The sequence below is a fragment of the Janthinobacterium sp. GW823-FHT03B06 genome, from assembly GCF_058796955.1.
On sequence record NZ_JBXAJE010000001.1, the window covers coordinates 263,348 to 275,497 of the forward strand.

Below are 12,150 nucleotides of genomic sequence, written 5' to 3' on the forward strand. Positions count from 1 at the left end.
ACTGGATAGTTCGCATGGGTTTATTCGCAAGAGCAAGAAAATACGATGGCTGGCTGGCGACGGCGTTTGGCCGCGAAGGTGTCAGCGCCGTCGTTGTCGAGCGTCCCGCCGACGGCCTGCCGCGCGTGCTGTGCGCCAGTTACCAGGCGGCGGAACGGCCCGCGTCGGCCGAGGTGCTGGAAAAGCTGGGCAAGGAACTGCAGGCCGCGGCGCGCCACTGCAGTACCGTGCTGGCCGGCGGCGAGTACCAGCTGCTGTCGCTGGAAGCGCCGGCTGTGCCGCGCGAGGAATTGAAGACGGCCGTGGGCTGGCGCCTGAAGGACATGCTGGACTTTCCCCTGGCCGAGGCCACCATCGACGTGTTCGACATCCCCGGCGACCCGAACGGCACCCAGCGCGGCAGCAGCGTGTTTGCCGTCGCCGCGCGCAACAGCGCCGTGTCGCGGCGCCAGGGGCTGTATGGCGTATGCAAGATCGGCCTGTCCGTGATCGATATCCCGGAAATGGCGCAGCGCAATATCGCCACCCTGCTGGAAACGCCGGGGCGCGGCATCGCCGTGCTGTCCTTCGATGGCGACGGCGGCTTGCTGACCATGAGTTTCAATGGCGAGCTGTACCAGGCGCGCCGCATCGATGTGACCTTGCCGCAATTGCACTCTCCCGACGCCAGCCAGTATTACGATCGTGTCACCCTGGAGCTGCAGCGCTCGTTCGACCACTTCGACCGCCAGTTCCACTTCATTTCGCTCTCGCGCCTGATGCTGATGACGGGCGCCAGCGATGGCTTGCACGGCTATCTGGCCGATAATCTGTACATGCCGGTCGAACGGCTGGACCTGAATCAGGTGTTCGACTTTTCCCGGGTTGCCGCCTTGCGCGAGCCGGACATGCAGGCGCGCTACTTCCTGGCGCTGGGCGCGGCCTTGCGCGAGGGGGGCATGCTCCCGGGCAAGAGCGAAGGGAAGGGCGCATGAGCCAGCAGATCAATCTGTTCAACCCCCAGTTCGAACAGACGACCCACCAGATGTCGGCGCGCACCGCCGGCGCCTGCCTCGGTGCGCTGGCGCTGGGCTTGCTGCTGCTGTGCGTGCTGGGCCAGCGCTCGCTGACGGAACTGCAGCGCCAGGACGCGGATGTCCAGGCGGCGCTGGCAAAAGAAGAGGCGAGGCGCGACCAGGCCTTGCGTGATTTTCCGCCACGCAAGAAAGATCCGGCGCTGGCGCAGGAAGTCGCGGCCGCCGAGGCGCAGCGCCAGTTGCTGCTGGATGCGTCGGCCGTGCTGGCCAGTGGCGAACTGGGCAATACCCAGGGCTTTGCCGGCTATTTCCGCGCGCTGGCGCAGGCCAGGGTGGAAGGCGTATGGTTGACGAACATCAATATCGCCGGTGCCGGCAGTGAACTCGGCTTGCAGGGCCGCGCCTTGCGCGCGTCGCTGCTGCCCGCGTATATCACGCGTCTGGGTCAGCAGGATATGCTGGCAGGCAAGAGCTTCGCCAGCCTCGACATCGGCCAGCCGCCGGTGCCGGCTGTCACCGAAGGCAAGGCACCGGCGGCGCCGTATGTGACTTTCAGCTTGCAATCATCAAGCCAGCTTGCGGCGTCCGCCGCGGCAGCGGGAGGAAAACACTGATGCAGCCCTTGCTGAAAAAATGGGCCGCTGCCTTCGACGCCCTCAGCCGGCGCGAGCGGCTGATGCTGTTCGGCGCGGGCGTGGCCGCGCTCCTGTTCGTCTTCTATTTTTTGTTCTTTAATCCGCTGTTCGCGAAACGCGCGGCGCTGCATGCGAGCATTGCGCAAAAGCCAAACCAGAAGGCAGCCATCGCCAAGGAAATCGAACTGACCATGCTGGCGCACGCAGTGGATCCGGACCAGAATGCGCGCGCGCGTCTGGCGGCCCTGCTGGCGGAAGGGGCGAGAATGAAAGAGCAGCTGCGCCAGAAGCAGCACGGCCTGGTGGCGCCCGAACGCATGGTCGCGCTGCTGGAACAGTTGCTGCGCCGGCATGCCGGCCTGCGCGTGGTCGCGCTGAAAACCTTGTCTGGAGGTGGCGTGGGCGCTTCCCCGGCAGCCGCAGCGTCCGGCGACGGCGCCGCCAAGGCAAGCGCCCCGGCGCCCCTGCTGCACCGGCATGGCGTGGAAGTGGTGCTGCAGGGCAGTTATGCCGACATGCTGCAGTACATGCAGGCGCTGCAGGCGATGCCGACGCGGGTCTTCTGGGGCCAGGCCCGCCTGGAGGCCGAAACCTACCCGCAAGCGACGCTGACCCTGACTTTATATACCCTCAGCATGGATGACACATGGATCGCACTGTGACCGCCGGCCGCGCGCCGCGCCGCTGGGCGCCGCTCCTGGCGCTGTGCCTGGCCTGCAGCGGCGTGCAGGCGCAGGCGCTGGACGACCCCACGCGCCCGCCCGCGGCCCTGTGGGCGCCCGCCAGCGCCGTTCCCGTCGCGCCCGCACAGCCGCGCCTGCAATCGGTGCTCATCTCCACCCAGCCGGGCGGCCGCCGCCTCGCCGTCATCGATGGCCAGACAGTCAAGGTCGGCAGCAAGGTGGGCGACGCCGTGGTGACGGAGATCCGCGACACGGCCGTATTATTGCGGCGTGGCAAAACACTGGAAACCTTCAAGCTGTACCCGGGCAGCAAGATACCGCCTCAGACCGACAGCAAGACCGACCGCAAGCAGGAGTAGAAGAAGTGGCCAAGCAATTCAATCAACACAAGGCGAGCATGTTCAAGATCAGCACGATGGCGGCGCTTGTCAGCGTCAGCCTGGGCCTGGGCGGCTGCAATGTCGCGCCCGTCAAGCGCGATACCTATAATGCGATTACCGACGCCGTCAAGGGCGCGGCGGCCACCACCACGCCGGCAGCCCAGCCCGATGCCGTGGAAGCGGCGCTGCTGCCGCCCGTGGCGGCCCTGGCCCAGCAATTGCCGAAGGCCCGCGCCGCGCTCGACGAGCGCTTCAACGTGGCCTTCAACAATGTGCCGGCGCGCCAGTTCTTCACCTCCATCGTGGCCGGCACGCGCTACAACATGCTGGTCCATCCCGATATCGGCGGCACGATTTCGGCCAACCTGAAGGACGTGACCCTGTTCCAGGCGCTCGACGCCGTGCGCGAGCTGTACGGCTACGACTACAAGGTCGAAGGCACGCAGATCTACATCAAGCCGCTGACCATGCAGACGCGCTTGTTCCATGTCAATTACCTGACGGGCGCGCGCAGGGGCAGTTCCAACCTGCGCGTGTCGTCGACCTCGGTGGGCTCGGTCGGTTCGACCAGTTCGGGCGGTTCGGGCGGCAATGGCAACCAGGGCAACAACCAGAATAGCGAGCAGAACCAGCAGACGAATGGCGGCCAGGGCGGCCGCACCCTGGACAGCAGCAACCTCACCACCTCGTCCACGGCAGACTTCTGGCCGGAATTGAAGGCGGCGCTGGAAGCCATCGTCGGCAGCACCGAGGGCGGCCGGCAAGTGGTGCTGAGCCCGCAGTCGGGCGTGATCGTCATCCGCGCCATGCCGGAAGAGCTGCGCAACGTCGACATGTATCTGAAGGCCACGCAGCTGTCCGTCGACCGCCAGGTGATCCTCGAAGCGAAAATCCTCGAAGTCGAGCTCAACGACAACACGCAGACGGGCATCAACTGGGCCTCGTTCGCCTCGATCAAGAGCGGCCACACGAACCGCATCTCGACGGGCTTCATCCAGCCGGGCGGCAGCCTGGCGCCGCTGCCGTTCAACGGCGGCCAGCCGCCCAACATGACGAATGGCAGCGGCCTGACGGCCAGCAGCGGCTTCGGCCTCAGCTCGGCGGCGACGGCGGCCGGCTCCATGTTCGGCCTGGCGTTCCAGACGGCCAACTTTGCCGCCATGATTTCCTTCCTGGAATCGCAAGGCTCTGTGCACGTGCTGTCGAGTCCGCGCATCGCCACCATGAACAACCAGAAGGCCGTGCTGAAGATAGGCACGGACGAGTTTTACGTGACGGGCGTGTCCACCACCACGAATACGACGGCCAGCGGCGCCACCACCAGCCCCAACGTGACCTTGCAGCCGTTCTTTTCCGGCGTGGTGCTGGACGTGACGCCGCAGATCGATGCGGATGGCAACATCATCCTGCACGTGCACCCGTCCGTCAGTCAGGTGTCGACCATCAGCAAGGAAATCGACCTGGGCAGCGCCGGCTCGCTGAAACTGCCGCTGGCCGCTTCCAGCACGTCCGAGATGGACAGCATGGTGCGCAGCCAGGATGGGCGCATCGTCGCCATCGGCGGCCTGATGCGCCAGGCCACGACCTCGGACCGCTCGCAGGTGCCGGGCGCGGGCGATATTCCCGTGCTGGGCGCGCTGTTCCGCAACACGGGACAGGTGATCCAGAAGCGCGAACTGGTGGTGCTGATCAAGCCCACCATCGTCGAAGGCGCCAACAGCTGGAACGAGGACTTGCTCGATTCGGGCAAGCGCATCGAGGCGCTCGACCCGCGCCGGCCGTCGGAGCGGCGCTAAATGTACCAGGCCCATTTCGGCTTGCGCGAGGCGCCGTTCGGCCTCACGCCCGATACCAGTTTCTTTTTCAACGGCCCGCAGTCGCAAAAGGCGCTCAACACCTTGCTGGTGGCGGCGCGCAATGGCGAGGGCTTCATCAAGATCACTGGCGAAGTGGGCACTGGTAAAACCTTTTTGTGCCGCAAGTTCATGCAATCGCTGGGGCCGGATTTCGTCACGGCCTATATCCCGAATCCTAACCTGCCGCCCCGATCGCTGATCCTGGCGCTGGCGGACGACCTCGATGTATTGCTGGAGAAAGATGCTGATCAGCACCAGCTACTCAAATCCCTCAACTTGCGCCTGCTTAACCTGGCGGCGCAAGGCAAGCGCGTGCTGCTGTGCCTGGATGAAGCGCAGGCGATTCCCGTCGACAGCCTCGAAGCGCTGCGCCTGCTGACGAACCTGGAAACGGAAAAACGCAAGCTGCTGCAAATCGTGCTGTTCGGCCAGCCCGAACTCGACGTCAAGCTGGCCCTGCCGGAAATCCGCCAGCTGGCGCAGCGCATCACCTTTCACTATCACCTGGGGCCGTTGTCGCGCGACGACGTGGATTTCTATGTGGCGCACCGTCTGCGCGTGGCCGGTTTCGATGGCGCGCGTCTGTTCAGCCGGGGCGGCGTGCGCAAGCTGTACCAGGCTTCCGGCGGCATCCCGCGCCTGATCAACATCATGGCGCACAAGGCGCTGATGGTGGCGTATGGCGAAGGGCGGCAGCAGGTCGGCGGGCGCCACGTGGCGCTGGCCGCCAGCGATACCCTGGCCAGCAAGCCGCGCTTGTGGCGGAAGCCTTGGCCATGGCTGGCTGGCGCCGGCGTGCTGGCCGCCGCCTGCGCCGTGAGCTGGACTTTATTGAACCGATGACGAAGATGAGCCTGTAGATGAGCCTGATTAACAAGATGTTGCAAGACCTCGATGCGCGCGGCACTCCCGATGGACGCGGCGACGCGGCCGGCATCCGCTCCGTGCCCGAACGCGAGCGGGGCTTGCCGCGCGCGCTGATCTTCGGCGGCGCTGCCGGCCTGACGGCGGCGGCCATCGCCCTGGGCTGGGTCTACCTGAAGCGCCCGCCCGTGCCGCCCGTGCTGGTGAATGTGGCCAGCAACCCGCTTCCGGCGCCTGTCCCGGTACCCGTTCCTGTGCCTGTCGCCGTAGCGCCTGCGCCGGTGGTGTCCGCCCCGGCGGTTGAGCCCGAACCCGTGTCCCAGGCCGAGGAAGCTTCCCCGGCGCCCGCCAGGGCGCGGCCCGCCGAAATGCGGCGCGTCACGGAAAAACCCGCCAAGCCTGCCGCTGCGCCCGTTGTAAGGACGGCAGCGCCCGCCGCCAGCGAACGCCTCATCGACGGCAAGCAAGTGACTGCGCAGCAGCGCGTGGAGAATGCATACCGGCGCGCGCTGGCCCAGTTGCAGGATGGCCGCGTCTCCGAAGCGTTGCCCGGTTTGCAGCAGACCCTGCAGCTGGACCCGCGCCACCAGGGCGCGCGCGAAACCCTGGTGCGCCTGCTGCTCGAAGCGCAGCGTCCGGACGAGGCGGCCCGCCAGCTGCAGCTGAGCCTGGCGCTGGACCCGAAACAGCCGGCGCAAGCGATGATGCTGGCCCGTCTGCAGCTGGACAAGACCAACGGCGGCGCGGCGGCCCTCGACACCCTGATGCGCAGCTTGCCGTACGCCGCCGACAGCGGCGAATACCACGCCTTCCTGGCCGGCGTGCTGCAGCGCGAGCAGCGCTACCGCGAAGCGTCCGAGCACTACCAGCTGGCCCTGCAGGCGGCGCCCGACAACGGCGTCTGGTGGATGGGTCTTGGCATCGCCTTGCAAGCGGACAACCATCCGGCCCAGGCGCGCCAGGCGTTCGAGCGCGCCAAGGGCTTGCAAACCCTGTCGCCGCAGCTGCAGGCGTTTGTCGAGCGCAAGCTGGTGCAGTTGACGGCGGCCAAGTAAGTGCGGCCGATTGCGGCGCCGCCGTTGGCAAGCGGGGCGGGCACGATACGTACGCTTCTCCTGTCGGCAGCGTTGCTGGCGCTATCCACAGCCGCCGCCACGGCAATTGCCTGGAACGGATGAATCCGTGGACAAGACAAGATGAGCGCTGCCTGGAAATTCCCCGATGCCCCGAATACCGCCTGCTTCACGATCACGGAGGTCTTGAACGGCGCTCCCATCGTGCTGGTGTCCCCGAAGGGGATTGGCAATTTCACGCGGCCTCAACTGAAACGATGTTGAGTTCAGTCAAGATTGTCTGTCTGACAGACATGATACGAAGAGATGACTTGCTGGCAGAGTTGCATGACTTGCCCTGTGGCTGGGGCGCGCAGCGGGATGACGGGGCGGGACACTGGGAGCGTTTCAAGGACAAGCCGTTTCCCGCGTTTGCCGAACAGGGCTATTACCTGGAAGACGCCGTCTGGCTTTCCCGCTATTTGACGGATATCGAGCCGCCGCCGGCCGCGGTACGCGATGCTCTGCTACAGCGGCACCATCGCGAACCATCCGCAGCATGCGGTGGCCAGCTATGGCGACCTGCTCGCGTTCCACCCCCTGCATGTGGCGGATATTGCTAGTGAACAAGATTGAAAGGACGCGCCATGCGCAATGAACGCGAGGGGGCTAAAGAGGCGTGCCGGGAAATCAGGCGCTACCAGGAACATATCAATTCGCCGCGCCTTTGTCCGGACCAGTGTTACCGCATGGCCAGCCCGACGTATGCGCTGGTGTGCCATGTCAACCAGGTGACGGGCCTTTTCCTGAGCAAGAACTATTACGTGATCCCTATTTTCCTCCAGCGCGCCCATGCAACGCTGCTGGAGTTGAAGGCAGAACTTGTCAGCGAGCCGTATCGCAAACTGGTCGAGCAGTATCTGAGCCATATCGCGCATTTCATCGTCGATTTTCAATGTCTGGCGGAAGACGAGCGGCAAGCCGTGCAATATATCCCGCCAGCGCTGCTGGCCCTCATGCCAGAGACCTTGCCGGAAGACTTGCTCATGGAGGGCGAGTTTTGATATTGTAGTGCGGATGTATTTTTGGCATGATTGGAACAGTGTCATTTCTTTTTCGGATTGTTGATATCATCGCGCCATCACTGACTACGTCAAGGAACCCCGTTTGAAATCCCTCAGCCTGCTGCTCGCACTCTGCTGCCTGCTCAACAATGCCCATGCCGCCCCCGCCACCGCCCCCGCCAGTTACGTTTTGGAGAATACGGAAGTGCGCGACATCCATGCGCAAACCTTGAAGCGCGACTACCAGGTGTATGTGGCCTTGCCCGACTCCTATCGGCAGGGGAATAAACGCTACCCGGTGCTGTTCGTCGTCGATGCCAATTATGCGTTTCCCGTCGTGCGCAATATCGCGCAGCGCCTGAACAAGCATGCCGGGATGGAAGAAGTAGTGGTGGTCGGCCTGTCGTACGCCAACGGCGATGGCGGTGTGTACAGCCGCCGCCGCGACTACACGCCCACCACGCCGCGCAAGCACGATTACCGCTCGGACATGCCGGGGCGCCAGCCGGCGTTCGGCGAAGCGAAGGCGTATGGCCAGTTCATCGCGGGCGAGGTGTTTCCCTTTATCGCCAGTAACTATCGCGTGAATATGCAGCGCAAGGTGTTTATCGGCCATTCCTACGGCAGTCTGCTGGGCCTGCAATTTTTGCTGACGGAACCGCGCACCTTCGAGCACTACATCCTTGGCAGTCCGTCGCTGTGGTACGACGCCGGCGTGATGTTCGACCGCGAGCAGGCGTATGCCGCCAGCCACAAGGACTTGCCAGCTTCCGTGTTCTTCGGCATCGGCGGCCTGGAAAAGCTGGCGGCAGGCAAGAAACGTTCGCGCTCCGAGGAAGACGCCGACATGGTGGCCGACGTGCGCGAATTCGACGGCAAGCTGAAATCGCGCAAGTTTCCAAATCTGAAAACGCGTTTGCGCGTGTTCGAGGACGAAGACCATGCGAGCGTGTTTCCTTTTGTGCTCACGCATGGATTGCGGGCGTATCTGACGTCCTCGAAATGAAGGGCGTTCAGGGGCGCATCAATGCCGGCAGGATCAGCTTGGTCAGCAATTTTTCGCTGAGACCATGGGCGTCGCGCACCTGGAAGTTGGTCGTGGTGATGACGACCACGGCATCGAGTTCCGGCAATACCAGCACTTTATTGCCGCCCGAACCGGCCATGCCATAGCTTGGCACCGTGCGGCCATTGGCCGTGAACGGCTGCAGCCACCACAGGTAACCGTAGTCCATGCCTTAGCGCGCGTTGGCGTGGGGCGCGATCGAGCGCCTGACCCAGTCGGCGGGCATCACCTGCTTGCCATTCCAGCGTCCGCCGTCAAGGTAGAGCTGGCCCAGCTTCAGCAGATCCACGCTGCGCAGCTGCAAGCCGCCGCCCGTCATGGCGCTGCCCTTGGGCTGGAATTGCCATTTGACCTTGTCGATGCCAAGCGGCTGGAACAGGTTGGCGGCGGCGAAGTCGGGCACGCTCTGGCCGCTCACTTTTTCCAGCAGCGGTCCCAGCAGGGTTACGCCCGCCGTGCAATAGCTCCAGGCGCGGCCATACGGCGATTGCTCGGGGCGGGGCTGCCATTCGGGAAAGCCGCGGATCGGCAAGTCGGCCACGAAGCGGCTCCAGTCTTCCACCAGATACATGCGCTCTTCGTTGCCGCGCGAATGCTGGTTGTCGTCGTCGCATTCGAGCAGCGAGCTCATGGTCAGGAAATCCTCGACCGTGATCTTGTCCTTGCGCGGGTCGGCGTAGGCCAGCGGGCGCAGTTCCGGAAAATAGGGCAGCACGGGGGTGTCGGCGCGCAAGAACTTGCGCTCGATGGCCAGGCCGACCAGCATGCCCGCCACCGTCTTGCCGACCGAGCGCGTGTTGCGCAGGCTTTCCGCGCCGTCCTTGTCGAAGTAGTGTTCGTAGAGCAACTTGCCACGCTGCGCCACCACGACGCTGGTGACCTGCTTGAAGTCGCCCGCTTCGATGGCGGTGGTGATGCCGTCCAGCTCGCCCGCGTGGACGCTGCTGCCGAAGGCCAGAAGTAGGGGTAGATATCGCAACATGGTGTACTCCGAGGTTGGAAAAGTGCAGTCTAGTCTTGCAAATCGGGCATTGTCTTGGACGTTTGAAACATTTGGCGGCGATAGTTGCTGGGCGTCATGCCGTAACGGGCCTGGAAGGCGCGGGTCATGTGGCTCTGGTCGGCGAAGCCCACGCTCAGCGCCACCTCGGCCATGCTCAGTTCCGGACGGCGCAGCAGGCCGCCGGCTTGCTCGACGCGGCGCCAGCGCAGCAGGTCGCCCGGCGAACAGCCCCAGGCCTGGCGGAAGACGCGGGCCAGGTGCACGGGATGCACGTCCAGGGCGGCGGCCACGTCGGCGATGCGCAGATGCGTGTCATTGGCCAGGTCCATCACGGCCGCATAGGCCTGGTGCGCCCAGCCGGGCAAGGACGGGCGCGCCTGCTGGGGCGACCTGTGCAGGCTGGCCAGCATCTCCCACGCGCCCGCTTCCATCAAGCCGCCATCGCCGCCGCGGCCGATTTCGCGCGCCAGCCGGAACGCGGCGGCCGCGCTGGCCGTATCGCGCAGCACGGTGGCGCACTCCTGGGCCGCATGCAATTCCTCGGCGCCCGACAGCAGGGCCGGGTCGAGCGATACCGTCATGAAACTGCCCTTGCCATCGACGAAGCGGTCGCGGCGTCGTGCCGGCCGGATTGAAGACGAGGGTGGGCGAAGGCGCGCGCGGCGGGGCGTGCAGGGCACTGGAAATATAGGTGCCCGACAGGACGAAGACGAAATGGGCATCGTCATGCCGGTGCGTTTCGACTTCATCCTCGCCGCGCGTGGCCTTCAGGCGGCGGATATCGAAGATGCTGCCGCGCGCGCCGTGATGCACGTCGCCATAGAACTGGCCGGACTTGAACTGGAGTGGAGTGGTCATATCGGCATGGTATGTGCGGCCGCCAGGCCAGGCCAGCGCGGGCCGACGAATGGCGCCAGGCGCAGGATGAACGGTCGATAAAGGGGAATGCACGGGAGTTGCGTGGCATCAAGCCGGCTTGCCGTGGCAAGCGTGCGGCCGTGCAGCGGTGTATCTGTGTAAAATTTGCAAAGTGTTCAGGTTGCATCATTGATACCGGATCACGCCATGGGCAAGCGGCTGGCATGCCTGGCGGTGCCCGCCAGACAGTGCCTGCGTCGCCGTGCACATTCCGACCGCCGGAAGCGGTCATCGATAAGGTCAGATTGCATGCGTACATTGAATGAATTACTCGATAGCGAAGACCCGGCGTTTCCCCTGATCAGGCAATGGGCCGACGAGGCCGACTTGCCGGTGGAATTGCTGCCGCCCGCGGCCGGCAGGGAGGATGTGCTGCTGAGCCTGCAGGTCACCACGCGTTCTCCCCTGGGGGCGATAGCCTATGAAACGGGGGGCATCCTGGTGGATGACGGCTGGCTGCGCATACTGGGGTCGGGACATGCCAGGCTGGGCCGGGATATCGCTGCCTGGAACAAAGGAAAGGCCGACGGTTTTCTGCTGGTCGCCGACGACGTGCTGGGCGGATTTTTTGCCATCAATGGCGGCGCACTCGGGGACGACCAGGGCAATATGTATTACCTGGCTCCCGAGACGCTGGAGTGGGAAGCGCTGGAGATCGGCTTCACGACGTTTGTCCAATGGGCTTTTACCAGCCAGTTGCGGCAGTTTTACGGCCGCCAGCCTGGCGACGCGGAGGACTTTGACGAATTGCCCGAATTGCCCTTGCCCGGCGAGCTATGCCTGAATTTTTATCCATTTCTGTGGACGCAAGAGGGCTCGCTCAAGACCAGTTCGCGGCGCGTCATTGCCGTGGAAGAGCAGTGGGCGCTCAACCTTGATCTGCAAAAGAAGTTGCCCGACGCGCGCTGAGGCAAGGCTTGCGGGCATATCTGAAAGCATCGCCATGCGCATCCCGACGCGGTGGAATGGCGTTTCAATCCCCCGATTCAGCAGTTTGTCGCAATGGCATGGGCGAGAAAATGGCAAGGCGATAGCATGTGATGGGTTTCCTCATGATGGGCTGCCCGCAAGCGAGTGTTCGATGCTGACGGTAGCGCCGTCATCAACGGATGCTTCCCAATGACCTCGATCAGGATGACATACGCATGAAATTACCCCTTTCATATCTTCTTTCCACCTGCCTGCTGGGCGCCTTGGGCGCGATGGGTGGTGCGCAGGCGGCTCCCGCCGATGCGGAACTGCTGGCCCTGGTGCAGCGCCATGCGCAGGCCCAGAGCAGCTTCGATCAAGCTACCTTGAAAGCCGTCACGGCCGAGAATTATGTGGAAATATCGCCGGTCGGCGAGGTGGACGGGCGTGAAAAAATGCTGTCCTTCTATGCGCCCGAGCAGAAGCGGCCGAGTCCGGAAGTCCAGGTCGATGAACCGGCGGTGCGCCTCTTTGGCGATACGGCGCTCATCTCGGCCCGGTTGTCCTACCGCGTCAATCAGGAAGGGGTTGCCCGCAACTTCGCCATGCGCGCAGGGTACGTCGCCCGGCTAGTCGACAAGCAATGGCTGCTCGTCAGCGCACAGTACACGGGCATCCGTCCGCCGAAAACCGCGAAATAACAT

15 protein-coding genes are annotated in these 12,150 nt (G+C 64.3%); 12 read left to right on the plus strand and 3 right to left on the minus strand.

Features of this window, described 5'->3' with window-relative positions:
* Positions 1–14 precede the first annotated feature (14 nt).
* The 9 genes from AC1RBA_RS01255 (at position 15) to AC1RBA_RS01295 (ending at position 8,556) form a co-directional block, all read left to right on the plus strand.
* The gene (locus AC1RBA_RS01255) at positions 15–974 is read left to right on the plus strand and encodes a type IV pilus biogenesis protein PilM (RefSeq protein WP_070312058.1); all 960 of its coding nucleotides are present in this window, start codon (positions 15–17) and stop codon (positions 972–974) included.
* On the plus strand, positions 971–1,630 hold the full coding sequence (locus AC1RBA_RS01260; protein WP_070220256.1) for a PilN domain-containing protein: 660 nt from the start codon (positions 971–973) through the stop codon (positions 1,628–1,630). Before AC1RBA_RS01255 ends, AC1RBA_RS01260 begins: the two co-directional genes overlap by 4 nt.
* On the plus strand, positions 1,630–2,313 hold the full coding sequence (locus AC1RBA_RS01265) for a hypothetical protein (RefSeq protein ID WP_492416140.1): 684 nt from the start codon (positions 1,630–1,632) through the stop codon (positions 2,311–2,313). The genes AC1RBA_RS01260 and AC1RBA_RS01265 overlap by 1 nt, the downstream gene beginning before the upstream one ends.
* The gene (locus AC1RBA_RS01270; protein ID WP_492402798.1) at positions 2,298–2,693 is read left to right on the plus strand and encodes an MSHA biogenesis protein MshK; all 396 of its coding nucleotides are present in this window, start codon (positions 2,298–2,300) and stop codon (positions 2,691–2,693) included. The genes AC1RBA_RS01265 and AC1RBA_RS01270 overlap by 16 nt, the downstream gene beginning before the upstream one ends.
* Before the next feature lie 38 nt (positions 2,694–2,731).
* Positions 2,732–4,510, plus strand: coding sequence for a pilus (MSHA type) biogenesis protein MshL (mshL, locus tag AC1RBA_RS01275; protein ID WP_070291636.1), 1,779 nt, complete (start codon positions 2,732–2,734; stop codon positions 4,508–4,510).
* Complete coding sequence (locus tag AC1RBA_RS01280; protein WP_492402800.1) at positions 4,511–5,413, plus strand: ExeA family protein; 903 nt, start codon at positions 4,511–4,513, stop codon at positions 5,411–5,413.
* A 17-nt stretch (positions 5,414–5,430) separates the two neighbouring features.
* The gene (locus tag AC1RBA_RS01285; RefSeq protein WP_492416141.1) at positions 5,431–6,489 is read left to right on the plus strand and encodes a tetratricopeptide repeat protein; all 1,059 of its coding nucleotides are present in this window, start codon (positions 5,431–5,433) and stop codon (positions 6,487–6,489) included.
* A 644-nt stretch (positions 6,490–7,133) separates the two neighbouring features.
* Entirely contained in the window at positions 7,134–7,550 is a 417-nt protein-coding gene (locus AC1RBA_RS01290; protein WP_492416142.1) for a hypothetical protein, read from the plus strand.
* Positions 7,551–7,653: 103 nt separating this feature from the next.
* A complete protein-coding gene (locus tag AC1RBA_RS01295; protein WP_492416143.1) occupies positions 7,654–8,556 on the plus strand; it encodes an alpha/beta hydrolase in 903 nt (300 codons plus the stop codon).
* Between the two features lie 7 nt (positions 8,557–8,563).
* Here AC1RBA_RS01295 and AC1RBA_RS01300 read toward each other — a convergent pair whose 3' ends face one another.
* Genes AC1RBA_RS01300 through AC1RBA_RS01310 form a run of 3 tightly spaced genes read right to left on the minus strand, consistent with a single transcriptional unit; the run spans position 8,564 to position 10,200 of the window.
* Entirely contained in the window at positions 8,564–8,785 is a 222-nt protein-coding gene (locus AC1RBA_RS01300) for a hypothetical protein (RefSeq protein WP_492416145.1), read from the minus strand.
* Between the two features lie 3 nt (positions 8,786–8,788).
* The gene (locus AC1RBA_RS01305; protein WP_492416146.1) at positions 8,789–9,598 is read right to left on the minus strand and encodes a serine hydrolase domain-containing protein; all 810 of its coding nucleotides are present in this window, start codon (positions 9,596–9,598) and stop codon (positions 8,789–8,791) included.
* A gap of 29 nt (positions 9,599–9,627) precedes the next feature.
* Positions 9,628–10,200 (minus strand): helix-turn-helix transcriptional regulator, encoded by a 573-nt coding sequence (locus tag AC1RBA_RS01310; RefSeq protein ID WP_492416147.1) that lies wholly within the window; start codon positions 10,198–10,200, stop codon positions 9,628–9,630.
* A 133-nt stretch (positions 10,201–10,333) separates the two neighbouring features.
* On the opposite strand from AC1RBA_RS01310, the gene AC1RBA_RS01315 reads away from it, so the two are divergent.
* The 3 genes from AC1RBA_RS01315 (at position 10,334) to AC1RBA_RS01325 (ending at position 12,147) form a co-directional block, all read left to right on the plus strand.
* Entirely contained in the window at positions 10,334–10,558 is a 225-nt protein-coding gene (locus tag AC1RBA_RS01315; protein WP_492416149.1) for a hypothetical protein, read from the plus strand.
* Positions 10,559–10,786: 228 nt separating this feature from the next.
* Positions 10,787–11,446: a DUF2625 family protein gene (locus tag AC1RBA_RS01320; RefSeq protein ID WP_492416151.1), complete on the plus strand. Its 660-nt coding sequence runs from the start codon at positions 10,787–10,789 to the stop codon at positions 11,444–11,446.
* Positions 11,447–11,682: 236 nt separating this feature from the next.
* Positions 11,683–12,147 carry a nuclear transport factor 2 family protein gene (locus tag AC1RBA_RS01325; protein WP_492416153.1) on the plus strand — a complete coding sequence of 155 codons (465 nt, stop codon included), beginning with the start codon at positions 11,683–11,685 and terminating at the stop codon, positions 12,145–12,147.
* Positions 12,148–12,150: the final 3 nt, after the last annotated feature.

What these genes read in the sequence shown, in the direction of transcription:
- AC1RBA_RS01255 (WP_070312058.1), top strand. Translation starts at nt 15, where the DNA reads ATGGGTTTATTCGCAAGAGCAAGAAAATACGATGGCTGGCTGGCGACG.
- AC1RBA_RS01260 (WP_070220256.1), top strand. Translation starts at nt 971, where the DNA reads ATGAGCCAGCAGATCAATCTGTTCAACCCCCAGTTCGAACAGACGACC.
- AC1RBA_RS01265 (WP_492416140.1), top strand. Translation starts at nt 1,630, where the DNA reads ATGCAGCCCTTGCTGAAAAAATGGGCCGCTGCCTTCGACGCCCTCAGC.
- AC1RBA_RS01270 (WP_492402798.1), top strand. Translation starts at nt 2,298, where the DNA reads ATGGATCGCACTGTGACCGCCGGCCGCGCGCCGCGCCGCTGGGCGCCG.
- mshL (WP_070291636.1), top strand. Translation starts at nt 2,732, where the DNA reads ATGTTCAAGATCAGCACGATGGCGGCGCTTGTCAGCGTCAGCCTGGGC.
- AC1RBA_RS01280 (WP_492402800.1), top strand. Translation starts at nt 4,511, where the DNA reads ATGTACCAGGCCCATTTCGGCTTGCGCGAGGCGCCGTTCGGCCTCACG.
- AC1RBA_RS01285 (WP_492416141.1), top strand. Translation starts at nt 5,431, where the DNA reads ATGAGCCTGATTAACAAGATGTTGCAAGACCTCGATGCGCGCGGCACT.
- AC1RBA_RS01290 (WP_492416142.1), top strand. Translation starts at nt 7,134, where the DNA reads ATGCGCAATGAACGCGAGGGGGCTAAAGAGGCGTGCCGGGAAATCAGG.
- AC1RBA_RS01300 (WP_492416145.1), bottom strand. Translation starts at nt 8,785, where the DNA reads ATGGACTACGGTTACCTGTGGTGGCTGCAGCCGTTCACGGCCAATGGC.
- AC1RBA_RS01305 (WP_492416146.1), bottom strand. Translation starts at nt 9,598, where the DNA reads ATGTTGCGATATCTACCCCTACTTCTGGCCTTCGGCAGCAGCGTCCAC.
- AC1RBA_RS01310 (WP_492416147.1), bottom strand. Translation starts at nt 10,200, where the DNA reads ATGACGGTATCGCTCGACCCGGCCCTGCTGTCGGGCGCCGAGGAATTG.
- AC1RBA_RS01315 (WP_492416149.1), top strand. Translation starts at nt 10,334, where the DNA reads ATGGGCATCGTCATGCCGGTGCGTTTCGACTTCATCCTCGCCGCGCGT.
- AC1RBA_RS01320 (WP_492416151.1), top strand. Translation starts at nt 10,787, where the DNA reads ATGCGTACATTGAATGAATTACTCGATAGCGAAGACCCGGCGTTTCCC.
- AC1RBA_RS01325 (WP_492416153.1), top strand. Translation starts at nt 11,683, where the DNA reads ATGAAATTACCCCTTTCATATCTTCTTTCCACCTGCCTGCTGGGCGCC.